Genomic DNA, 21417 nt, shown 5'->3' on the forward strand with positions numbered 1-21417 from the left:
CGAATCTCGTAGTAGCAAAGGGATTGCAGTTTGACCGCGTTGACGATCTTCTCCGGCGTGTTCTGGTTGACCCAGTTCAGTGCCTGCACAAAGGCATCCATCGTCGCGTCCAATTTAGCGGCTTGCGACTGGGACACCTTGAGCTTGCAGGATATGGTCAGGACTTGGCTCATAAGTTCATTGTACTTCATCAAAGCGCATTCCTCCCGACACTGACCCTACGGGTACAGTGCGGGGCTCCTGCGATTTCTAGCTGAATCTATTTGAGAGAGATAGTCTCCTCTGCCATGCGCTGCCCCAGACGACCACCCCCAACCCCTCTTCCACCCTGGGAGAGGAAATGCCTGCTCTAGGGGATCCGGGTCCGCAACAGTTCAAGTGGGCTAATGGGGGATCCCCCTCGAGAGGGGAGAGACTCAGCTCAGCAATATCCGTGCCTAGTCAAAGCAGAGGGCTATTGTTAAGGAATCTAAAGTAAAGTTGAGCTTTTGATATCACTGTTGCCGTCTTGTTACCGAAAGCGCTATCGTCTAAGCATCAAAGCTTTTTTCAAAGCTGCTTTATGGGCCCTGGAGGAGCATGACTCTAGTCAATAATAAGCTCAACTATACTGAAAATAATGTATAATATGTTCAGTACGGATTACTACCAGTTGATCTTTCTGTTTACTTTCGAGTCTGCCAACATGGTAGCCAAAGCAAAGCAGAAAATTGGTAGTAAGACGACACGGAAACTGCGCTTTGGGTATTCTACTCAAAGCTTTGCGGGATACCGCCATTCTGTTTGGACTCCGTCCCGCTAACGCGAATGGAAACAAGCAGAATGCTATCGCTGCATAGTTGAACAGTGATGTTCAGCAGTGTTCAGCGTAAATGTATCAGCGACCCCTCTGGGGCTTCTTCCATCCGGCTGCAGCTGAGAGGGCAAGGGATGGCTTTATGGGGTAGGGATCACTCCTCGGCGGACGGCAGGCCCCAGGGCGTGGCTGCCGATGTCAGAACGATAGTAGGCCTTGGGAAACTGCACTTGCTCCACAGCTGCGTAGGCTTGGCGCAGGGCCTCGGATAGGGTTGCCCCTTGGCCGGTAAGACAGAGAACGCGCCCGCCATCGCTCAGGAGCTGCTTGCCTGCCTGGCGGGTACCCGCATGAAACACCAACGCCCCCGTGGTGGCAGCTGCATCCAAGCCGGAGATGGGGATCCCTCGCTGGTAGGCATCGGGATAGCCTGGGGCTGCCATCACCACGCAGGCGGCATAGCCGGGTTTCCATTTGAGCTGGATTTGGGCCAGCCGTCCTTCTATACAGGCCAGCAGCACCTCGTCCAAAGGGTTTTCCAGCAAGGGCAGGATGACCTGAGCTTCGGGATCCCCAAAGCGGCAGTTGTACTCCAACACGTAGGGATCCCCACTGGGCGTGATCATCAAACCGGCATAGATCACCCCCTGGTAGCGGATGCCCCGCCGTTGCAAAGCCTCCAGGGTGGGATCCAGGATCTGGGTTTGGATGCGGGCCAACCCTTCTGGAGTGACCAGGTGATCCGCAGGGGCATGAGCTCCCATGCCGCCGGTGTTGGGGCCAGTATCGCCCTCGCCAAGGCGCTTGTAGTCCTGGGCAGGTGGCAGCGGCACACAGATCTGGCCATCGGTTAGAGCCAAAACCGACACCTCCTGGCCGGGGATAAACTCCTCGATCAGCACCTGATCGCCCGGCTTGGCCAGGGCTGCTTCCAGGGCTTGCACGGCTTCTTCCCGGTTTTGGGCAACGGTTACCCCCTTGCCGGCAGCCAGTCCGTCTTTTTTGATGACCACTGGGAAACTCTGGGAGTCGAGATAGGCCACAGCGGCAGATAGCTCAGCAAAGCCGGTAGCGCGAGCAGTCGGGATCCCCGCCTCTTGCATCAATTGCTTAGCCCAGAGTTTGCTTCCTTCCAGTTGGGCAGCGGCGCGGCTAGGCCCGAAAATGGGCAACCCTGCTGCCTGGAAGGCGTCCACGATCCCCTGCACCAAGGGCAGCTCTGGCCCTACCACCGTCAGGCGGATCCCTTGTACGGTAGCAAACCGCACCAGGCCTTCAATGTCGGTAGCCGCCAAAGCCACGGATTGACAGCGGGGCATCTGCTGCATGCCGCCGTTGCCGGGGGCACAGTAGACCCGAGTAACCTGGGGAGACTGCAACAGCTTCCAGGCCAGGGCGTGTTCTCGTCCCCCCGATCCGATGACCAGAGCCTGCATAGTGTGTTATTCCACCGTTTCTAAACCCAGCTTGCCTGTCTCCCGAACATCCCCCATTAGACCATGTTCTTGCCCCGTTTCTAGGGTGTTGGCACACTGTGGACGGCGAGAGAACGGCCCCGCCAGGTCCAGTTGCGGCCGGTGGTGGTGCGGATGGCCGAAGCCAAGATGATGGCCGCTGTCGCCCAACCCCCCACTGCCGTTAGCCACCAGTAGCGCAGGGGCAGATGCGCCCAATGCCGGAGCAAGAGCCGGATGGCCAATTGGGCCAGGATCCCTGCCAAGCTGGCCAACAGCACCTCCAGGGATCCCGTAGCCCCAGCCAGGATCACCCCCAACCAGGGCAAGCTGCAGATCCCCAAGACCGTACCCATTGCCAACACCGCCAAGGCCCAGTTGCGCTCCAGGCCCAGGAACCAGTTTTTCGTCCACCCTTCCCAGAGGGCGGCCCCATTGGCGTACATGCGGCTGCGCACCCGCGGCCCCCCCAGGCAGATCTGCAGGCCGAGGCCGGCCGCTTTGATGCGCTGTCCCAGCGCCACATCCTCGATGACCACCTCGGCCACGCCGGCGTGTCCGCCCACTTGCTCGTAGGCGGAGCGGCGAAACAGCATGAACGGCCCGAAGGCAAAGGCCTTGGGACGCTTGGGATCATTCACGGCGGCAAAGTCGTAGCCTGCCGCCAAGATGACCATCATGATGGGCTGCACCAGCCACTCGGCCAGGCAGCCGCACACCAACTGCGGCCCCACGCTTACCAGGCCGCTGCCGCTTGCCAGCAAATGTCCTAAGGCGGCTTCGATGGCTCCACTTTCCAGCCGCACGTCGCAGTCGAGAAAGAGCAGGTAGTCGGGGGGATCAGGCTGGGCGGCTAGGGCGGCAACGGCTTGGGCACAGGCCCAGTTTTTGCCCACCCAGGTCTGGCCTTGGGGGCGGGGATCCCCTTTGAGCAGGTGCAGCCGCGGATCCTGTCGCTTGGCGGCCAGTCCCTGGGCCAGCTCCCAGGTGGCATCGGTGGAGTCGTCGTCCACCAGCCACACTTGCAAGGGGGCGGCGGTGCTGTCCAGGATGCTGCTCAGGCAGCCCACCACGTTCTCCACTTCGTTGTAGGCGGGCACGATCACCGCCAGCCGCTCCATGGCCGCTGCCACTGCTGCCGCTTGCTCCGGCGAGGGATCCCTCAGCCAGGGGGAGGCCCGCAGCGCCCGCCACAGCCGCAGCGCCACCAACGCAATGGCCAGGGCCGTCGGCGCCAACACCCCCGCCAGGAGCTCCGGGATCCCCACGCTTGCTTCCCTCGCTTAGATACGAACGGCTTTGCCCATGCCCTGGCCCTAGGATCTCCCAATCCTCTAAGCAGACAGCGCCCCTTCTACGATATCGCTGTAGGGGCGGGGAAAGATCAGCCAAACCTGGCTTTGCGTTTCCACCAAAGCCCGCACCAGCGGCGAGAGCTGGGCAATTTCTGCGTAGCCGTCTTCGGTTTTGAGCTGGATCCCTTGGTCGTAAAAGCTGTAGCCCTGGACGTGGGCGGAGCGGATTCCCAGATAGCTTTCTGGATCCAAGCCATCTCGCTGCATCTTCTGGCTTAGAGTTGCCACCAGCTCTTGGCGTCGCTCGGCTGGCAAGCGGGTGAGGTTGCGGGCTTTGAACAGATCCCGCTCCAGGTAGCGCCGCGCCAGATCCGCCAAGATGGGATCCTTCCCCACCATAGCCCAAAAGCGGAAAGGGTAGCTGAACATCACATCGTCAGCGGCCAGGTAGAGGGGCAAAGGCAGCTCGAAGGGATCCCCCTTTTGCGCCGCCAGCGCGGCCCAGCACCAGGCGCTCAGGATGGGATCCAACTCGATCTCCCCCTTTTGCAAAAGGATCTGGGCCCGCTTGAAGAGGCGATCCAAGATGAAGCGGGCGCAGAGGCTCTTGGGGTGCTGGTAGACCTGGGTGTACATGAAGTAGCGCACCACCAGGTAATGTTCGATGGCTCCCAGGCCTTTGCGGGCGGGAATGGAGAGGGATCCCGTCTCCGAGTCGTAGTCCAACACCGTGAGGATGCGATCCAGATCCAGGTGGCCGTATTGGGCGCCGGTGAGCAGGCTGTCGCGCATGAGGTAATCAAAACGGTCGCAGTCCAGTTGGCTGGCAATGAGCTGCCCCACCAGCGGCAGGGGGAAGCGTTTCTGCCACACCTGCTCCAGTTGAGCGGGCAGTTGCGGGTCAAACTCCGCCAGAAGAGTCGCCACCTGGGGATCCTCGCGTACAATGCGGGCCGTCCAGACCTCATGGCGGCAGCCAAAAATCTCCTCCCCTGCATGGCTAAAAGGAGGGTGCCCAATGTCGTGCAGCAGGGCGGCAACCAGGGTAACGGCGCGGTAGGGGCGCAGCTCCGGGTAGCGGCGGGCCAACTTGTCGAGCAGCCGCCGCGTAACCTGCAGCACCCCCACCGAGTGGGTAAAGCGGGATCCCTCGGCCCCGTGGAAGGTCAAAAAAGCGGTGTCCAACTGGCGGATGCGGCGCAGGCGTTGGAAGGCCGGTGTGTCGATGAGGCGAATCAGCAGCGCCTCAACCGGATCCCCGCCATCCAGGCTGATGGCGCCGTGCAGGGGATCGTGGTAGGTGCGGGACTTGCAAAAGCGCAGCGCCATACTCCCACCATACTCGCCGATTGGCCGATCTTTGGTTAGCCTGTCTGGGGGGCTTCCCGCCCCGCCCGACACCTGCCCAGTCTTTCCAAAGCTACCCCCTTGCACCTGCTTTCTTTGCCGACAGATGCAAGCGTCCAGATACCGAAAAAACCGACCTCCAGACCCTCAGACGGCTGGGCTGCTCCTCCTCTCAATCCTAATTTTGCTGCTCGGATCAGGGCTAGCCGCCTGTTCTGCCGCTTCGAAATCCCCTCTGCCTGCTGTGCCCGGCCCACCCGCCCTCACCCGCTACGTTGCCCTGGGAGCCAGCGATGCCGTCGGCTTCAACGCCTCCATCTCCTGCGATGGCCCGGCCAACGCGGCCGGCACCCGTCCGCAGCGCTCAGAACCCCTGGACTGCCCCAATGGAACGGGGTATGTCCCTCGCCTGGCCCGCCTGCTGCCCGGCCCGGTGGAGCTCATCAACTTGGGCCGCTCGGGAGCGGTGCTCAGCCCGGCCATGCAAGCCCTGCGGGAAGGGATCCCGGCCAACCTGCTCCAGGATCAAGTGCCGCGCATCCCTCCCAATGCTGACCTAATCACCATCTGGGTGGGCGGCAACGACACCAACGCCATTGTTTTTGCCGCCGCCCAACGGGCCCTGCAGGGGGAGGATCCCTTGCCCTTTGTCGAGCGCCAGATCCAACAATTTGCCGCCGACTACCAAACCCTGCTGCAGGCGGTGCACGCCCGCGCCCCCCAAGCCCGCCTGGCAGTGGCCAACCTGCCCAACTTTGCCCTGATCCCCTTGGGCCAGCAGCAGCCCAGCAGCCTGCGCCGACTGCTGGCTCTGGTCTCCGTCGGCCTCAGCCAACGGGCCATCAACCCCTTGAGCCAGCAAGGGATCCCGGTGGTGGACTTGCTCTGCGATCCCCGCTCCTACCGCCGCGAATCCTTCTTTCCCGGCCCGCTGGCCGACGGCTTCCACCCCAACGACCGGGGCTACGCCGACCTGGCCGAGGCCTTCCTGAGAGCCCTGCAGCAGCCCGTTCCGCCCCAAAACCGCTGCCCGCCCTTTAGCGACGTGGGATCCCTTTCTCCCGAAGCGTTGGCCGCCCTTGGCAAGGCAGAGCTCTCTTCCAGCAGCTTTCCGGCAGCAGAGCTCAACCCCCCCGGCCCAGGGAAGAAGGAGGAGACCTGAGCGCCAGCCACCCGGTCTTACGAAGCCGCCACCGCCGCCGAGGAGCGCCGCCGCCGCCCCAGGGCTATCCGTTCCTGTTCTGTCTTCGTCTCCCCTGTGGGCAGAGCAGTTACAGGTACAGACTCCTCCTCAGGCGATTGCACAAAAACCAGCACCGTCGGCTTGCCGGGCAACTGTTCCCGCACAAAGCGGCGCACCACCCGCTCCACTTCTGCCTTGAGGCCGGCCCAGTCAATATCCAGCCTGCCCCGCTCCAGCGAGCGGGCAAAGCGCGGCCAAGCTTGCTTGAGGGTGTCCTCCAGCAGGGGTTTCAGGTCGGATCCCTTGAGAGAGGTGCCCTCGCCTGCTAGGCCCAAGCTTTGCACCTGCGGCGTGCAGAGCAACTGGCCCCTGCCATCCAAGCTGATCACCACCGTCAGCATGCCATCTTTGGCCATCTGCTGGCGCTCTTGCAGCATCTCGTCCATCACCACCCCATCGTGGGAAGCGGCGATCATCTGCAGGCCAGAAGGCACTTTGTCTACAATGGCAATGCGCTCCTGGTTCACCTCCACCACATCGCCGTTGCCGATGATCACGATGTTTTCCCGCGGGATCCCCATGCTCATCGCCGTTTCGGCGTGCTTGACGAGCATGCGGTACTCCCCGTGGGTAGGAACAAAGAACTTGGGGCGCGTGAGGGCGATCATCAGCTTTTGGTCTTCCTGACAGCCGTGGCCGGAGACGTGTAGCCCCTTGTCCTTGCCGTAGATGACATCGGCTCCCAGCTCCATCAGCTTGTCGATGACCCGCGTTACTGCGAGCGTGTTGCCGGGAATGGGGTTGGCCGACCAAATCACCGTGTCTCCTGGCTTGATCTGCAACTGCGGATGCTCGCCGTTGGCAATGCGGGTCAGAGCAGCCAGCGGCTCGCCTTGGGATCCCGTGGTGAGGATGATCACTTTGTCGTCCGGCAGGCTGTTGATGACATGCATCGGCTGCAGCGTCTCGTCCTTGCAGCGGATGTAGCCCAGGCGCCGCGCGTGAGCCACCACGTTCAACATCGAGCGCCCCAGCAAAGACACCACCCGGCCCTGCTGCTCAGCAATCTGCAACACCAAGTTGAGGCGATGTACCGAAGAAGCGAAGGTAGTGATGATCACCCGTCCCTTGGCTCCCGCAATCGCCTTGGTAAGGCCTGGCACTACCGAGGCTTCGGAAGGAGTAAACCCGGGCACCTCGGCGTTGGTGGAGTCGCTAATCAGACACAGCACCCCCTTTTCCCCGTGCTCGGCCAGCCGCTGCAGGTCGAAGCGCTCCCCATCCACCGGTGTGTGGTCGATCTTGAAGTCGCCCGTCTGGATGACAACACCCACCGGCGTGTGCAGAGCCACCGTGAAGCTGTCGGGAAAAGAGTGGGTATTGCGGATGAATTCGGCAAAAAAGTTCTTGCTCAGGGGCACGATATCTCGCGGCCCGACCGGGCGCAATTCTGTGCGGTTCAACAGCCCCACCTCGCGCAGCTTGTCCTCCAGCAGCGCCAGCGCCAAACGCGGGCCATAGATAACCGGAATGTCGAATTCTCGTAGGTGATACGGGATCCCGCCAATGTGATCTTCGTGGCCGTGGGTAACTACCATCCCCCGCACCTTGTCCCGGTTTTGCTTGATGTAGGTCATGTCCGGCAGCACGATGTTGATGCCGTGCATGCTCTCATCGGGAAAAGCCAAACCGGCATCCAGCAGGATGATGTCATCCTCGTAGCGGAAGGCCCAGGTGTTTTTGCCGATCTCCCGCTCGCCTCCTAGCGGGATCATCCGCAGAGAGGAAGTGGGCTTAGCTGCCGAAGCCGCAGGACGGGAAGCGATCGAAGTACGTGGTGTTGGCATACTAGCTTTAGATCCTCAACAGTGACAGTCAAACAACAGACGAAAACTGGTATAGACAAATCCCAGCAAACTTACCCGCAAGGTCATAGGTAAAAGGCGGATTCCGCTGTTGCAATTTACCTCTTTCCCAGTTGGGAAAAAGCAAAAATTAGAAGGAAAACTGTCTTAATCACAGCTCAAACGCCACAGAAGACCCCCTACCCCTTAAAAAACTCTCGTCATGGTAAAGGTAAAACCTAAGAAAATAATCGAATCATGAAGTCTTCGCCGTCCTTCGTTCGGATCCCTGCGCTTCAGCCAGGAGGCCCATTTCTTGCAGCACTTGCCGTAAAACCTGTAAAGAACCGCCCTGGAGAGGCACCAGCGGAGGGCGCACCTGCCCCACTAGCCAACCCTGCATCTCTAGCGCTGCTTTGATCGGAACAGGGTTGGTCTCAATAAACAAAGCCTTAAACAGCGGAAACAGACGCAAATGATAAGTCAAGGCTTGGTCGTGTTGTCCCCTGCTGTAGCTTTGAATCAATTCCTGCAGTTGCGGCCCAACTAAGTGGCTAGCTACACTGACCACACCGCTGCCTCCCAAAGATAGGATCGGCAATGTCAGAGAGTCATCTCCTGAGTAGATGCCGAAATGTGAGGGAGTGAGCCGCCGAATTTCCGAGACTGCGTCCATTATACCACTAGCTTCCTTGATGGCGACAATCGTTTCCAACTCCGCCAATTTCGCCACAGTTTCCGGCTGCAGGCTCACCCCCGTCCGACCAGGAATGTTGTAGAGCATGATGGGCAGGTCGCTGGCTTGGGCGATCGCCTTAAAGTGCTGATAGAGGCCAGCTTGGGTGGGTTTGTTGTAGTAGGGCACCACCTGTAAAGAGCCATCCAAGCCCAATTGGGCAGCTTTTTTGGTGGCTTCAATGGCTTCGCGGGTGGAGTTGGATCCCGTCCCGGCGATAACTTTAGCCCGACCGGCCACCGCATCTCGCACCACGCGGAACAGTTCATACTCCTCTTGCCAGGTTAGGGTGGGAGACTCGCCGGTGGTGCCACAGACCACGAGACCATCGCTGCCATGGGTTACCAAGTAATCGGCCAAACGAGCGGCTTCTTCGTAGTTAAGCTCCCCCTCAGGTGTAAAGGGAGTCACCATTGCCGTCAGCACGCGACCGAAATTCACAGGTTGCCTCTCCCCATCAACCACACCGCTCGCCATCGCCGGTCTGGGACCCCGCAAAATCCAATGCTGCGGGCTAGAGCCTTGATTATCCCCTTATCATAGCTGCCTTTGGGCCAGGGATCCCGTTTGGCCGAGGGGGCTGCTTGCCAAGGCCCGGCTCACCGGTTGCTTCAGACCGGCTAAAAAGGAGATAACCTAGAGAGGGCAGACCGTTTGAACCCAGAATGTACGGCTGCTCACCAACTCTGCCTCCAGTCGTGGGGTCAGCAGCCTTCTTGCTTTCGACCTTTGAGCTTCGAGGATTGCGATGGACGCCCTAGCCGCCCTAAAAGCGCGCATCTCCGCCGACAAGTTCGATCCCAGCCGCTCTTTATCGGAGATGGAGATCCAAGAGCTGGTTGCCTATGCTACGGAAGCCCCCTCTTCCTTCAACATCCAGCATTGGCGGTTTGTTGCCGTCGCCGATCCTGCAGATAAAGAGCGCCTCAAGGCCCTGGCCTACAACCAGCAGAAGGTGGCGGATGCGGCGGTGGTGTTTATCATCTTGGGGGATCTGAAGGGCTATGAGAAGCTGCCTGAGATCGCCCAAAGGGCCGTTGCCGCCGGGATCCTCCCTCCTGAGCGGGCGGAAAGTTGGGTAAGCATGGCCCAAGCCACCTACGCCAACAACCCCACCTTGGCGCGGGACGAGGCGATTCGCTCCGGGGCGCTGGCGGCCATGGCACTGATGATCGCGGCGCAGGCGAAGGGTTTGGTGAGCGGGCCGATGATCGGCTTTGACCCTGAAGGGGTCAAGCGAGAGTTTGGGATTGCCGATCGCTACGTGCCGGTGATGCTGCTGGCGGTGGGCTACCCTGCGCCCGGCAACTTGCCGCGCAAGCCTCGCTTGGGGGTGGATGAAGTTCTGGCCTTTGGGCGAGGGCGGGAGTTTTAGCTAATCCGCCGTTCGCGCTAGCGGGACGTAGTCCTGGAAGCCCCGCTCTGTACCCCCCTATATCCCAGCCCCCCAGTCCCCCCGTATACGGGGGGATATAGGGGGGCGGGCCGGCCAGAGTCGGGATGAGAGGCGGGAGCGTTCAACAGGTACAATGCATTCATCATGAGAACCGCTTACCAGTACCGCTTGCGTCCTACCACCAGCCAGATAGCTTTAATGGAGCAATGGCTGCAGCTGCTACGTAGGCAGTACAACTATCGCCTGGCAGAACGGTTCAACGGGTGGGAGCAGAATCGCTGCAACAGCCACGCTTGCCCGTTGACAGTCTGCCATCTGCCTGTGTTGAAAGACAAGCCCACCTTCTACTCCCAGAAACGAGACTTGGTAAACACAAAGGCTCTCTTCCCCGAATACCAAGCGATTCATTCCCAGGTGCTCCAAGACTGCCTACAGCGGGTACAAAGGGCCTTTGACCGATGGCTAAAAGGTGACCGCAACGGCAAAAGGGCAGGCAGGCCTAGGTTTAAGGGAGTAGGGCGGTATCGCTCCTTCACCTTCCCTCAGATGAAGCAGGACTGCATTCGAGGGCAGTTTATCCATCTGCCCAAGGTTGGGCCGGTCAAGCTGGTCCAACACCGCCCTTTGCCCGACGGTTTTACAAAGTAGCCAACCAGCGCAAAGATTTTCACTACAAGATGGCAAAGAAGTTGTTAAGTAAGGGGAAGCACATTGCTCATGAGGCGCTTACTATTAGGGGTCTGGCTAGAAGCAGACTAGCCAAATCTGTTGATGATGCTGGGTGGGGTGAGTTCCTGCAAATTTTGGCAGCCAAGGCTGAAAGAGCTGGGCTGTTGACGATTGCAGGGGATCCCCGCGGCAGCAGTCAAGGGTGCTCGGGGTGTGGTCGAGATGTGCCCAAAAAGCTGCATGAGCGGTGGCACGATTGTCCGCACTGTGGGTTGAGGATTGGCAGGGATCACAGCTCGGCGAGGGTCATCAAATCCAGAGCGGTGGGGCGTCCCGTTCTTCAAGCTCAGGAAATGTCCTGCTATCGGGCAGGGGTCACTGTTGGCGAAGCGTGGCGTAAGCCATGAAGCCTGCACTCTATGCGTCAGCATGAGTGTGGGAGTACGTCACCAAGGTAGGGAGCTATGGTAGTTGCAGCCTCTGCAGAAGACTTTGCCCTCTCCACTCAGCTTGGCTGGCCGGAGGCGGCCTATCTGCACATTCCCTTCTGCCGGCAGCGCTGCCACTACTGCGATTTTGCCACCGGCCTGGGCACGCGCGAACTGATCGAAACCTATGTGCAGAGGCTCTGCCAGGAGATCGGCGGCACCTATCGCTACCGCCATTTGGCCGGGGATCCCCAACCCTTGACCAGCATTTTTTTCGGCGGCGGCACTCCCTCCCTGCTGACGGTGGAGCAATTGGGCCGGATCTTGGCTCAACTTAGGGAGCGGATCCCGTTTCATCCCGACTGCGAGATCTCACTCGAGGCCAACCCCGGCACCTTGACGCGGGAGCAGTTGGCGGGCTACCGGAACCTGGGGGTCAACCGCATTAGCTTGGGAGCCCAGGCGTTTCAGGCAGAGCTGCTGGCCGCCTGCGGTCGCCTACACGGAGTGGAAGAAATTTATGAAGCTGTGGCCGACTTGAAGGCGGTGGGCTTTGAGAACTTCAACCTGGACTTGATCTTCGGGCTGCCCTACCAAACTTTGGAACATTGGCAGGAGTCCCTGCAAGCTGTTCTTGAAATCAACCCGGCCCACGTCTCCGTTTACGATCTCACCCTCGAGCCCGAAACTCGCTTTGGGCGTCTCTACCGGCCGGGGGAGGCGCCTCTGCCCAGCGAAGAGGCGACCGTTGAAATGTACTTGATGGCCCGGCGTCTCCTCACCCAGGCAGGCTATATCCACTACGAGATCTCCAATTTTGCCCGCCCTGGGTATGCCTGTCGCCACAACCGAGTGTACTGGGAAAATCGCCCTTACTTTGGCTTTGGCATGGGATCTGTCGGCTACGAAGGGGGGCGGCGCATTCACCAGCCGAGGACTCTCCACAAGTATTTTGAACAGGTCAAAGCCCAAGTTCACCCCCTCCCGCCGCCAGCCTCTCTAGAAGAAATCTGGATGGATACGGTGATGTTGGGGCTGCGCCTCCAGGAAGGGCTGGATTTGGCAACTTTACAGGAGCGCTTTGGCAGCGAGAGAGTGAAGCAGGCTCTGCAGAGGCTGGATCCCTACTTTGAAAAAGGTTGGGCCAGTTGCGAAGGGGGACGGCTACGGCTAGTCCCGCCCGAGGGCTGGCTGTTTTCCAACGAGATTATTGAAGAGCTGTTGTTTTGAAGTTGGCCGAAGGCCGAGTGGAGGCAGACTCCCAGCCGGAGCTAAGGCAGCTCAGGGGCTGGGGGGTGTTGCTGCAAAACCTGCTTCAGGTACCGCCCCGTATGGGATCCCGGGTGTTCGGCTACTTCTTCCGGGGTGCCGACGGCAACAATTTGGCCGCCCTGGTCGCCCCCTTCCGGCCCTAAGTCGATGATCCAGTCGGCACAGCGGAGAATGTCCAGGTTGTGCTCGATCACCAGCACGGTGTTGCCCGCATCCACCAGCCGCTGCAGGACGTTCAAAAGTTTGTGAACATCGTAAAACGACAGGCCAGTGGAGGGTTCATCCAGTAGATAAAGGGTTTTGCCGGTGGAGCGGCGGGCCAGTTCTGCGGCCAGCTTCACCCGCTGCGCTTCCCCACCCGAGAGGGTTGGAGCCGGCTGACCCAGCTTGATGTAGTCGAGGCCCACATCGGCCAGGGTCTGCAGGATCTTGGCCGCAGGGGGCAGGGCAGCGAAAAACTCCAGCGCCTCTCCCACCGTCGTATCCAGGACTTCGGCGATGTTTTTGCCCTTGTACTTGACCTGGAGGGTCTCGCGGCTGTAGCGCTTGCCGCCGCAGACTTCGCAGGTAACATACACATCGGGCAGGAAATTCATCTCAATCACGTTCACCCCTTGCCCTTTGCAGGCTTCGCAGCGCCCTCCCTTGACGTTGAAGGAGAAGTGGCCAGCTTGATAGCCTCTGGCTTTGGCGTCCCGAGTCTGGGCAAAGGCTTGGCGGATGGGATCAAACAGACCCGTGTAGGTGGCAGGGTTGGAGCGAGGGGTGCGGCCAATGGGGGATTGGTCGATGACAATAACCTTGTCGATGTGTTCAATGCCGTGTAACTCCCCCATTTCCGCCGGCTTGGGCACCTTCTGGCCGAGGTAGTGCTGCAGGGCAGGGTAGAGCAACTCGTTGACCAAGGTGGACTTGCCGGAGCCGGAGACCCCCGTAACACAGACTAGTTTGCCGAGCGGGACCTCCACATCGATGTGCTTGAGGTTGTTTTTGTGGGCATTGGTGAGCTTGAGGGCAACCCCTTTCCCCGGTCGGCGCTGGGCAGGGGTAGGGATCCGCCTCCGCCCCGAAAGGTAAGCTCCCGTCATGGAGCGCTCGCAGGCCAGGATGTCGGCTAGAGACCCTTGGGCCACCACTTCTCCTCCGTGGATGCCAGCTCCAGGGCCAATGTCCACGATGTGGTCGGCGGCGCGGATGGTTTCCTCGTCGTGCTCCACCACGATTAGGGTGTTGCCCAGATCCCGTAGGCGGAACAGGGTCTGCAAGAGGCGGTGGTTATCCCGCTGGTGCAAGCCAATGGAGGGTTCGTCTAGCACGTAGAGCACGCCCGTCAGGCCAGAGCCAATCTGGCTAGCCAGCCGGATCCGCTGCGCTTCACCCCCCGAAAGGGTCATGGCCGGGCGGGCCAAGGTGAGGTAGTCAAGGCCCACGTCGATCAAAAACTGCAGCCGGGTTTTGATCTCCCGCAGCACCAGCTCGGCAATCTGCGCCTGGCGAGGGGTGAGCTTCAAATGCTCTAAGCGGTGTAGGCACTCCCGGATAGAGACCTCGGTGAGATCGGTGATACGGTAGCCTCCGACGCGCACTGCCAGGGCCTCAGGGCGAAGGCGAGCCCCCCCACAGGCCGCACAGGGGCGGTAGGTGAGGTAGGTTTCCAGCTTTTGCCGGTAGGTCTCGGAGGTGGTTTCTTGGTAGTGCCGCTGCAACTGCGGGATCACCCCTTCGTAGCGACGGTAGTAGCCCCGGCCCCGGTAGGGGGATTCTGCCTCAACGTAGATCTCCTGGTCAGTGCCGTAGAGGAGGATTTGCTGCTGCTCGGGAGTGAGGTCGCACCAGCGGCTGCTGAGGTCAAAGCCAAAGGCCCTGGCGACCCCTGCCAGCAACCCCAGGTAGTAGGGGTTCTCCCGCTCGGCCCAGGGTGCAATGGCCGCGTAGAGGGGAAGTTTGGGATCGGGCACAATGCGGTCGGGGTCGAAGATGGGCTCAAAGCCCAAGCCGTGACAGACAGGACAGGCGCCAACGGGCGAGTTGAAGGAAAATAGCCGCGGCGACAGCTCGCTCAGCACCGAGCCATGTTCGGGGCAGGCAAATTGCTCAGAGAAGATCAGCTCCGTCGGCTTGCCGTTGAGGTACTGCCCCGCCACCTCGGCTACTTTTTGCAACAGATGTTCCCGCTCCTCCTCGCGGGGCAAGAGCTCCACTACCGCCAGTCCCCCCGACTGGCGCAGACAGGTGGTCAGGGAATCGGCCAGCCGCTCTGCAATGTCGGGGCCCTTGACCAGCCGATCCACCACCACCTCGATAGTGTGGGTCTTGTTTTTGTCCAAGGTAATCTCTTCGCTGAGATCCCATACCTGGCCGTCGACACGCACCCGCACAAATCCCTGCTGGCGCAGGCTTTGCAGGAGCGCTGCGTGGGTGCCCTTTTTCCCCCTCACCACAGGCGCAAGCAGCTGAAAGCGCGTCCGATCCGGCAAAGCCAGGATCTGATCCACCATTTGATCCACCGTCTGGGGAGCGATCACCCGGTCGCAATGGGGGCAGTGCGGGATCCCAGCCCGCCCGTAGAGCAGCCGCAGGTAGTCGTAGATCTCGGTAACGGTGCCCACCGTGGAGCGGGGGTTGTGGCTGGTGGACTTTTGGTCGATGGCAATGGCTGGGCTCAAGCCCTCGATGCGATCCACATCCGGCTTGTCCAGTTGCCCTAGAAATTGCCGCGCATAGGCACTGAGGGACTCCACATAGCGCCGCTGCCCCTCGGCAAAAATGGTGTCGAAGGCCAGCGAAGACTTGCCGGATCCGGAGACGCCTGTAAACACCACCAGGCGATTGCGCGGGATCCGCAGCTCGATGTTCTTGAGGTTGTGCTGCCGCGCCCCCACCACATGGATTTCGTTTTGGCCGGACATCTCATCCCCTTTGTGCGCAGCGTGCGTGGATCTGCCGCCAAAGTCGGCGAGTCAAAAAATATTAAAGAACATTAACGATTCTAGTGCCGCGACAGAAGTCTGTCCTCTCCAGGGCGAGCGGGGGTGCCAGCAGGCCGCGTCGGTTTTGGGCAGGGAGCTGGCTTGGCTATCTTGGAAGGGCAACGCAAGGGCTCCTCGAAAAGCCAATGGCCTGGCCGCTCCTTTCTCTCCAAAAGGTCTTCATCTACCTGCTGGTGGGGATCGCCTTCACGGCCCTTTGTCTGGGGGATCAGGCCCTGTCGCCGGCGGTTATCGCCCTCTGCTTGGCGGCGGGGGCTGCCAGTTGGTTTTGGGAGCCGCCCCGGATTAGTTTTGCCCGCTATGCGCCCCTCTGGATGCCCCTGACGGTGAGCGTGTTGGTCAGCTTGGCGGCCCTGGTGCTGGCGGGCGTGCTGCCGCTTTCGGATGGGGCCATAGGCCTGGTGCTTTACCTAACAGGGGCCAAGTTGTTTCAGCGGGAGCGGGCAGCAGACCACATCCAGTTGGCGGTGCTGTCTCTGCTGCTGATGGCCATCGCCACCCTCTTCAACGAAGACATCAGCTTTGGGTTTTTATTCCTGCTGTATGTGGGGGTGGGGCTGGTTAACCTCACCCTCTATCACCTGCGCCTGCAGGCGGAGCAGCACCCGCAGGCGGCCAGCCAAGTCCGCGGGATCGACCTCAGCTTTTTGGGGTTTCTGGGATCCCTGGCCTTGCTGGCAACAATTCTCTCGGTGGTTTTGTTTTTCCTCTTCCCGCGGCTCAGCTTGGGGATCTTGGGCCGGCAGGCCCGCTCGCCGGTGATGACCACCGGCTTTGCCGAAGAAGTCAGCCTGGGGGAGTTCGGCACCCTTAAAACCGACAACACCGTTGCCCTGCGGGTGGAGTTCCCGGCAGGGGTGCCCCCCCAGGTGGAGTCCCTCTACTGGCGGGGGATCAGCTTTGATCGCTACGACGGGCGGGCTTGGTCGCGGACGCTGAACCGCGCGATCCCGATTTTCCCCACTGCAGCAGGGGTCTTTGATCTCTCGGCTTCCCCCTTGATCCCCACCGCGAGCGACCTCCAGTTCTTCCCCCTGGAGCAGCGGATTTACCTAGAGCCGCTGGCCACCACCACCGTCTTTGGGGTGGCGCCGCTGCTAGAGGTGGAGTGGCTAGATCGAGGTGGGGCGATGACTCCGCAGCAGGCATGGCAACGGCAAACTCGCCGCCTGCTCCTGCACGAGAGCGGGGATGTCAGCCATTCTCTGCCCCCCCGGCTGCCCTATCTCTACCGCGCCGTGAGCTGGATCCCCCAGGATCTAAGGCCCCGCCTGCGCCAGCTTAGCCAGGAGGAGCTGCTGAGTGCGCTTGACCCAGCCCAGCAGGCAGCCTACCTGCAGTTGCCGGCAGAGCTGGATCCGCGCATTCCCGCCTTGGCAGAGGAGATCACGGCTGGGATCCCCGACGTCTTTGGCAAGGTAGCGGCTCTGCAGAACTACCTGCTGGAGAACTACGCCTACACCACCGATCTGCCGGATCCCGGGGCCGAGCCGCCTTTGGAGGCCTTTTTGTTTACCCACCGCCGCGGCCACTGCGAATACTTTGCCACCGCCCTGACGGTGCTGGCCCGCAGCCTCGGCATCCCGGCCCGCGTGGTCAATGGCTTCTTGGGCGGGCGCTGGGTGGCGCAGGAAAAGTACCTGGCGGTGCGCAACGCCGATGCCCACTCGTGGACGGAGATCCCCTTTGGCCCCTATGGATGGATCATCTTCGACGCCACGCCGCCCGAGGCCAATGTCAGCCAGCGGCAAAGCGGGTGGGATCCCATCCTAGACTTCTACGACAGCTTGCGCTTCCGCTGGTTTAAGTATGTGATTCAGTACGACCTATTTACCCAGCGGCAGATCTGGCGGCAAATCCAAGAGCTGGCCAGCCGCGTGACTGCTCCCCAAAAGCAAGAGGATGTCGTCGCCGTCTTCCGCCGCAGCCTGGTGGGCTGGGGGCAAACGCTGCAGCAAAACGGCCTGCCGCTGGTGGGGGTGATTTTAATCACCAGTTCCATGGCCTACTGGGGTCGCCGCCGCCGCTATCAGGCCCTGCGCTGGCAGGATGGGGCCTGGATCCTCCTAGCCACAGCCGCCAATGGGGTGGTGATGGGATCCCTGTGGCAGCCTCCGCCCCCCTGGCCCACCTGGACAGCTGGGATCCTGCTGCCGAGTCTGGCCTTTGCTGGGATGCGCTGGCTGCCGGCAGCCCTGCCCAAGTCCCAGCGGCGCCGCCAGGTCATCTCAAGGCTTTATCTGCAACTGCGGGATCTGGCGACGGCGGTGGGGATCCCAGCCCACCTAGGACCAGAAGCTTGCCTAGAACACTTGCGCCAGGCCGACTTGCCTCAGGTTGAACTGGCCATCCGGTTCCTGCAGCGCTACCTGGAAGTACGCTTTGGCGGGATCCCGCTGGAAGCCGGGGAACTGCAGCGTTGGCAACACCACCTTAGACAGCTTAGGCGGTCCTGGCAGGCCAAGAGTTCGACGCTTGCTCCCAAAAGAACAGCTTGACTGGAAGACGGCTATAAAGCTCTACGAGAAGCCTTGACGTTATGAGGCAGTTAAGAGATAGTTAACTCTAGGTATAGACCTCGCAACCTGCCTCAGCCAAGTAGTAGACTTGAGAGGCGGATTGTCCCTGCAGGTAAGTTCTGCAGGAGCATTTGTGCGCGCTCTTGCTAACCGTTCAAGGCTGTGTTACTTTCCTTGACGTTCAGCTTTGAACGAGCAGGAGCGTGCTAGCTATGCGTAGCCATTCTCTGAGGGCAGCGTTGGCTGCAACCTTGTGTCTGCTGTCCTCGTCAGTTTTTTCCTCTAGTGTGGCTCAAGCGGCGCCTAAGCCAACCGGCAACGGTGCAATCTTCTTTCACCCAGATGGAACCTCAGCTTCCCACTGGGACATCACACGCATTCTCTACTACGGCCCCGATGGCTTTCTGAACTGGGATCGTCTTCCCGTGATTACCACCTATCGCGGGCACCATCTCGACCAGCTTGGGGGAACTTCCAACGCCGGAGCGGTGACCCATGCCACAGGAACTCGTGTCCACGCCAAGAGCTTTGGGTTGGATCCGGACGGCAAAGAGTACCCCTCTGCCAACGGCACCCTGAACACGATCATGGAAGAGGCTGTGGCGGCAGGCTTGGGTACGGCTCTGGTGCAAACGGGATCCATCATTGAGCCGGGGACGGCTGCCTTCGTTGCCGAAGTTGCCAAGCGCAGCGACTATGAGGAGATTGCCCTGCAGGTGGTGGAGTCAGGGGTAGACATCATCCTCGGCGCTGGCGAGGAATGGCTGCTGCCGGAAGGTGTCCAGGGCCGCTTTGGCAAAGGGAAGCGCAAGGATGGCCGCAACCTCATTGAGGAAGCCAAGAAAAAAGGGTATGCCGTTGTCTACACCCGCGACGAGCTGCTGAAGCTGCCGGCGAATGTCTCCAAGGTTTTGGGGGTGTTCAACGTCGAGGACACCTTCTACGACAAGCCTGAAGAAGAGTTGCGGAAAGAAAACTTGCCCAACTACATCGCCAGCGCCCCCACCATTGCCGAGATGACCGAATTTGCCCTGGCGCGGATCTCCCGCAATCCCAAGGGCTTCTTCGCCGTCATCGAAGAAGAGGGCACTGATAACATGTGCAACAACCTCAATGCCTCTGGCTGCCTGGAGGCCATGAAGCGGGCCGACGATGCCATCGGGGTGATTCTCAACTTTATCGAGAAGAATCCCAAGACCTTCATGATCACCACCAGCGACAGCAACGCCGGCGGGATGCAGTTGGTGGATGTCGAGTCTGCCGATGAGCCGCTGCCCCCTACTGACCCCGAAGGCAGTGGTGCCCCCATTGACGGGGTTGACGGCACCGGTAGCAAGCCGTTCATTTCCGCTCCGGACAAAAATGGCAAGCGCTTTCCCTTTGCCGTGGCTTGGGCTAGCGGAGATGACGTCGGCAGTGGAGTCATTGCTCGCGCTGCGGGCTTGAACGCCCAAGAGTTGGTGCCGACCACCGGGATCCTGAACACGGACATTTATCGGATTCTCTACTTCGTGCTCTTCGGGGAGCGCATCCCCAGCGAGCTGGAGCCCTAGTGCTGCAGTTACCTGCTTTGGACGGGCATTTGCCTTAAGCTCTGGTAGCCACGGGGGATCCATGGGATCCCCTTTTTTCACGAGACTACACAACGCTTGGATTTCTATGATCGTTTGATCGTTGAACAGACTTGGAGTACCCCTGCTGCACTGCCTGGTAGCGCCGCTTGAACTCCTGCTGCTGCACTTTGTGATCCACGATGGGATCCGGGTAGCCGCAGCGCCGCCGCTCCTGCAGAGCCCAGGATCCCTTGGGATCGTCGCCTACCCACAGCAAAGCGGGGGTATCCAGCCCGGCCAGCTCCGGCAGGTAGCGGCGGATGTACTCCCCTTCCGGGTCGTAGCGGGCCGCCTGGGTGGCCGGGTTGAAGATGCGCAGCGGCCTGGGATCCGTGCCCACACCAGCGCTCCACTGCCAGCCGCCGTTGTTGGCCGCCAGATCCCCGTCCACCAGCTTCTGCATAAAGTAGCGCTCTCCCCAGCGCCAGTCGATAAGCAGATCTTTGGTTAGGAAGCTGGCCACGATCATGCGGCAGCGGTTGTGCATCCAGCCGGTCTCGTTGAGCTGGCGCATGGCCGCATCCACAATCGGGTAGCCCGTCTGCCCGGCGCACCAGGCCTGAAACCAATCTTGGCGGTTGTCCCACTCCAGCGCATCAAAAGCGCGCCGATAGGCGCCGCTCTCCACGTGGGGCCAGTGGGCCAAGACATGCTTGTAAAACTCGCGCCAGCACAGCTCCTGCCGCCACGTGCGCAGGCTGCTCTCGGCCTCTTCGCTGCGGGCCTCCGCTTCCACTTCACAGGTGGCCTGCCACACCCGCCGAATGCCGATGGTTCCCCAGCAGAGGTGGGGACTAAGAAGAGAGGTGCCCTGCTCGGCGGGGAAGTCGCGGGCTCGCTCGTACTCGAAAATGCGCAGGCCCTGGCAGAAATCCTCTAGAAGCCTCTGAGCCACACTCTCACCCGCGGCCGGGATCCGCTGGTTGCAGACAAAGCCCAGATCCGCCAAGCTGGGCAGAGGTTGGGCTTTCAGGCTTGACACCGACTGCAGACTCTTTGGGATGGGGAAGGGATCCGGCTTGGGCAAGCTAGACCAGCGGCGCCAGAAAGGGGTAAAAACCGAGTAGGGCTCCCCCGCCTGGGTCAACACTTCCCCTGGCCCGTGCAGCAGCATATCTTGGTAAGAAAAAGACGGGATCCCAGCTTCCGCCAAGCTGGCCCGCACCCGACTCTCCTGCTGCCGAGCCCAGGGATCCAGATCCTCGTTCCAAAACACGGCCTGCGCCCCTAGCTCGGCGGCCAACTGCCGCAGCTCCACGGCTGGATCTCCCCGCCGCCACAGGAGTGGGATCCCCATCTGGGCGTAGCGCTCCTGCAGCTCCTGCAACGCCTGGAGCAGAAACGCCACCCGGGCTGGGGCCATGTCTGCCCGCTGCAGGAGTTGGGGGTCGAAAACGAAAACCGGCACTACCTGGGGGCTGCGCTGGGCTGCCCCATGGAGGGCTGTGTTGTCTCCTAGGCGCAGATCGCGGCGATGCCAGAGGAGAACTAGGGAAGTCATAGGAGGCCAAGCAACTGGATCCCATCTTGGCCGCTTTTTCTTCCTCTCTTCAACCCCAGGCTGCCGGCAGAGGTGGGCAAATGATGTCTATTCCCCCAACAGACGTCCAGGGCAGGGACAACAGCGCTCGTCAAGGTTTCGCTGGCCATCGCTGGAGCCCATGGCGTAAGCTGTATCTCCCGGCCTCACCACCAACTGAGTCAGCTTGAGGGCAAGTAGCGGATCGAGCGGCTCCGGTACATTAAGTAGGAACTGCTCAACGGAGCGCCGCAGCGCCTCTGGCGTCTTGCTCATCACGTCTCCATCCATCCATCGATGGCTTTAGCTAATCCGCCGTTCGCGCTAGCGGGACGTAGTCCTGGAAGCCCCGCTCT

Annotated in this window: 15 protein-coding genes and 1 pseudogene; 7 read left to right on the forward strand and 9 right to left on the reverse strand. The window is 60.8% G+C overall.

Going from position 1 to position 21417, the window contains the following annotated elements:
* The 4 genes and pseudogenes from NW846_RS10845 to NW846_RS10860 form a co-directional block, all read right to left on the reverse strand.
* Positions 1-173, reverse strand: a pseudogene (locus NW846_RS10845) (RNA-guided endonuclease TnpB family protein); the annotation flags it as partial.
* 763 nt (positions 174-936) lie between these two features.
* A complete protein-coding gene (gene purD / locus NW846_RS10850; protein WP_414515968.1) occupies positions 937-2232 on the reverse strand; it encodes a phosphoribosylamine--glycine ligase in 1296 nt (431 codons plus the stop codon).
* A gap of 80 nt (positions 2233-2312) precedes the next feature.
* A complete protein-coding gene (locus NW846_RS10855) occupies positions 2313-3518 on the reverse strand; it encodes a glycosyltransferase (RefSeq protein WP_414515970.1) in 1206 nt (401 codons plus the stop codon).
* Positions 3519-3584: 66 nt separating this feature from the next.
* Positions 3585-4874: an HD domain-containing protein gene (locus NW846_RS10860; RefSeq protein WP_414347919.1), complete on the reverse strand. Its 1290-nt coding sequence runs from the start codon at positions 4872-4874 to the stop codon at positions 3585-3587.
* Positions 4875-5136: 262 nt separating this feature from the next.
* Here NW846_RS10860 and NW846_RS10865 point away from each other — a divergent pair, with 262 nt between their 5' ends.
* Positions 5137-6054 carry an SGNH/GDSL hydrolase family protein gene (locus tag NW846_RS10865; RefSeq protein WP_240527273.1) on the forward strand — a complete coding sequence of 306 codons (918 nt, stop codon included), beginning with the start codon at positions 5137-5139 and terminating at the stop codon, positions 6052-6054.
* A gap of 17 nt (positions 6055-6071) precedes the next feature.
* On the opposite strand, the gene NW846_RS10870 is transcribed toward NW846_RS10865, so the two are convergent.
* Both NW846_RS10870 and dapA read right to left on the reverse strand, forming a co-directional pair.
* A complete protein-coding gene (locus NW846_RS10870; protein ID WP_414347915.1) occupies positions 6072-7922 on the reverse strand; it encodes a ribonuclease J in 1851 nt (616 codons plus the stop codon).
* Positions 7923-8175: 253 nt separating this feature from the next.
* Complete coding sequence (gene dapA, locus NW846_RS10875; RefSeq protein ID WP_414347912.1) at positions 8176-9132, reverse strand: 4-hydroxy-tetrahydrodipicolinate synthase; 957 nt, start codon at positions 9130-9132, stop codon at positions 8176-8178.
* Positions 9133-9403: 271 nt separating this feature from the next.
* Between dapA and NW846_RS10880 the strand changes: the two genes are divergently transcribed.
* The 4 genes from NW846_RS10880 (at position 9404) to hemW (ending at position 12378) form a co-directional block, all read left to right on the forward strand.
* On the forward strand, positions 9404-10030 hold the full coding sequence (locus NW846_RS10880; RefSeq protein ID WP_099812400.1) for a nitroreductase family protein: 627 nt from the start codon (positions 9404-9406) through the stop codon (positions 10028-10030).
* A gap of 219 nt (positions 10031-10249) precedes the next feature.
* Positions 10250-10699, forward strand: a complete 450-nt coding sequence (locus NW846_RS10885) for an RNA-guided endonuclease InsQ/TnpB family protein (RefSeq protein WP_414515978.1) — start codon at positions 10250-10252, stop codon at positions 10697-10699.
* 29 nt (positions 10700-10728) lie between these two features.
* Positions 10729-11127 (forward strand): transposase, encoded by a 399-nt coding sequence (locus tag NW846_RS10890; RefSeq protein ID WP_228375434.1) that lies wholly within the window; start codon positions 10729-10731, stop codon positions 11125-11127.
* Between the two features lie 57 nt (positions 11128-11184).
* Positions 11185-12378 (forward strand): radical SAM family heme chaperone HemW, encoded by a 1194-nt coding sequence (gene hemW, locus NW846_RS10895; RefSeq protein ID WP_414347832.1) that lies wholly within the window; start codon positions 11185-11187, stop codon positions 12376-12378.
* Between the two features lie 41 nt (positions 12379-12419).
* Here hemW and uvrA read toward each other — a convergent pair whose 3' ends face one another.
* The gene (gene uvrA / locus NW846_RS10900) at positions 12420-15329 is read right to left on the reverse strand and encodes an excinuclease ABC subunit UvrA (protein WP_414347829.1); all 2910 of its coding nucleotides are present in this window, start codon (positions 15327-15329) and stop codon (positions 12420-12422) included.
* Positions 15330-15535: 206 nt separating this feature from the next.
* Here uvrA and NW846_RS10905 point away from each other — a divergent pair, with 206 nt between their 5' ends.
* Both NW846_RS10905 and NW846_RS10910 read left to right on the forward strand, forming a co-directional pair.
* Positions 15536-17908 (forward strand): DUF3488 and DUF4129 domain-containing transglutaminase family protein, encoded by a 2373-nt coding sequence (locus tag NW846_RS10905; RefSeq protein ID WP_414347826.1) that lies wholly within the window; start codon positions 15536-15538, stop codon positions 17906-17908.
* Between the two features lie 308 nt (positions 17909-18216).
* Positions 18217-19482, forward strand: a complete 1266-nt coding sequence (locus NW846_RS10910) for an alkaline phosphatase (RefSeq protein ID WP_414515975.1) — start codon at positions 18217-18219, stop codon at positions 19480-19482.
* Between the two features lie 85 nt (positions 19483-19567).
* Here the strand turns inward: NW846_RS10910 and NW846_RS10915 are convergent, their stop codons facing one another.
* Both NW846_RS10915 and NW846_RS10920 read right to left on the reverse strand, forming a co-directional pair.
* On the reverse strand, positions 19568-21043 hold the full coding sequence (locus tag NW846_RS10915; protein WP_414348617.1) for a cryptochrome/photolyase family protein: 1476 nt from the start codon (positions 21041-21043) through the stop codon (positions 19568-19570).
* Between the two features lie 87 nt (positions 21044-21130).
* On the reverse strand, positions 21131-21337 hold the full coding sequence (locus NW846_RS10920; protein WP_240530343.1) for a hypothetical protein: 207 nt from the start codon (positions 21335-21337) through the stop codon (positions 21131-21133).
* Positions 21338-21417 lie beyond the last annotated feature (80 nt).

This window comes from Synechococcus sp. W60.3, from assembly GCF_047502615.1.
Lineage (GTDB): Bacteria > Cyanobacteriota > Cyanobacteriia > Thermostichales > Thermostichaceae > Thermostichus.

What these genes read in the sequence shown, in the direction of transcription:
- NW846_RS10880 (WP_099812400.1), top strand. Translation starts at nt 9,404, where the DNA reads ATGGACGCCCTAGCCGCCCTAAAAGCGCGCATCTCCGCCGACAAGTTC.
- hemW (WP_414347832.1), top strand. Translation starts at nt 11,185, where the DNA reads ATGGTAGTTGCAGCCTCTGCAGAAGACTTTGCCCTCTCCACTCAGCTT.
- NW846_RS10905 (WP_414347826.1), top strand. Translation starts at nt 15,536, where the DNA reads ATGGCCTGGCCGCTCCTTTCTCTCCAAAAGGTCTTCATCTACCTGCTG.
- NW846_RS10885 (WP_414515978.1), top strand. Translation starts at nt 10,250, where the DNA reads ATGGAGCAATGGCTGCAGCTGCTACGTAGGCAGTACAACTATCGCCTG.
- uvrA (WP_414347829.1), bottom strand. Translation starts at nt 15,329, where the DNA reads ATGTCCGGCCAAAACGAAATCCATGTGGTGGGGGCGCGGCAGCACAAC.
- NW846_RS10920 (WP_240530343.1), bottom strand. Translation starts at nt 21,337, where the DNA reads ATGAGCAAGACGCCAGAGGCGCTGCGGCGCTCCGTTGAGCAGTTCCTA.
- NW846_RS10915 (WP_414348617.1), bottom strand. Translation starts at nt 21,043, where the DNA reads ATGACTTCCCTAGTTCTCCTCTGGCATCGCCGCGATCTGCGCCTAGGA.
- NW846_RS10890 (WP_228375434.1), top strand. Translation starts at nt 10,729, where the DNA reads ATGGCAAAGAAGTTGTTAAGTAAGGGGAAGCACATTGCTCATGAGGCG.
- purD (WP_414515968.1), bottom strand. Translation starts at nt 2,232, where the DNA reads ATGCAGGCTCTGGTCATCGGATCGGGGGGACGAGAACACGCCCTGGCC.
- NW846_RS10860 (WP_414347919.1), bottom strand. Translation starts at nt 4,874, where the DNA reads ATGGCGCTGCGCTTTTGCAAGTCCCGCACCTACCACGATCCCCTGCAC.
- dapA (WP_414347912.1), bottom strand. Translation starts at nt 9,132, where the DNA reads ATGGCGAGCGGTGTGGTTGATGGGGAGAGGCAACCTGTGAATTTCGGT.
- NW846_RS10870 (WP_414347915.1), bottom strand. Translation starts at nt 7,922, where the DNA reads ATGCCAACACCACGTACTTCGATCGCTTCCCGTCCTGCGGCTTCGGCA.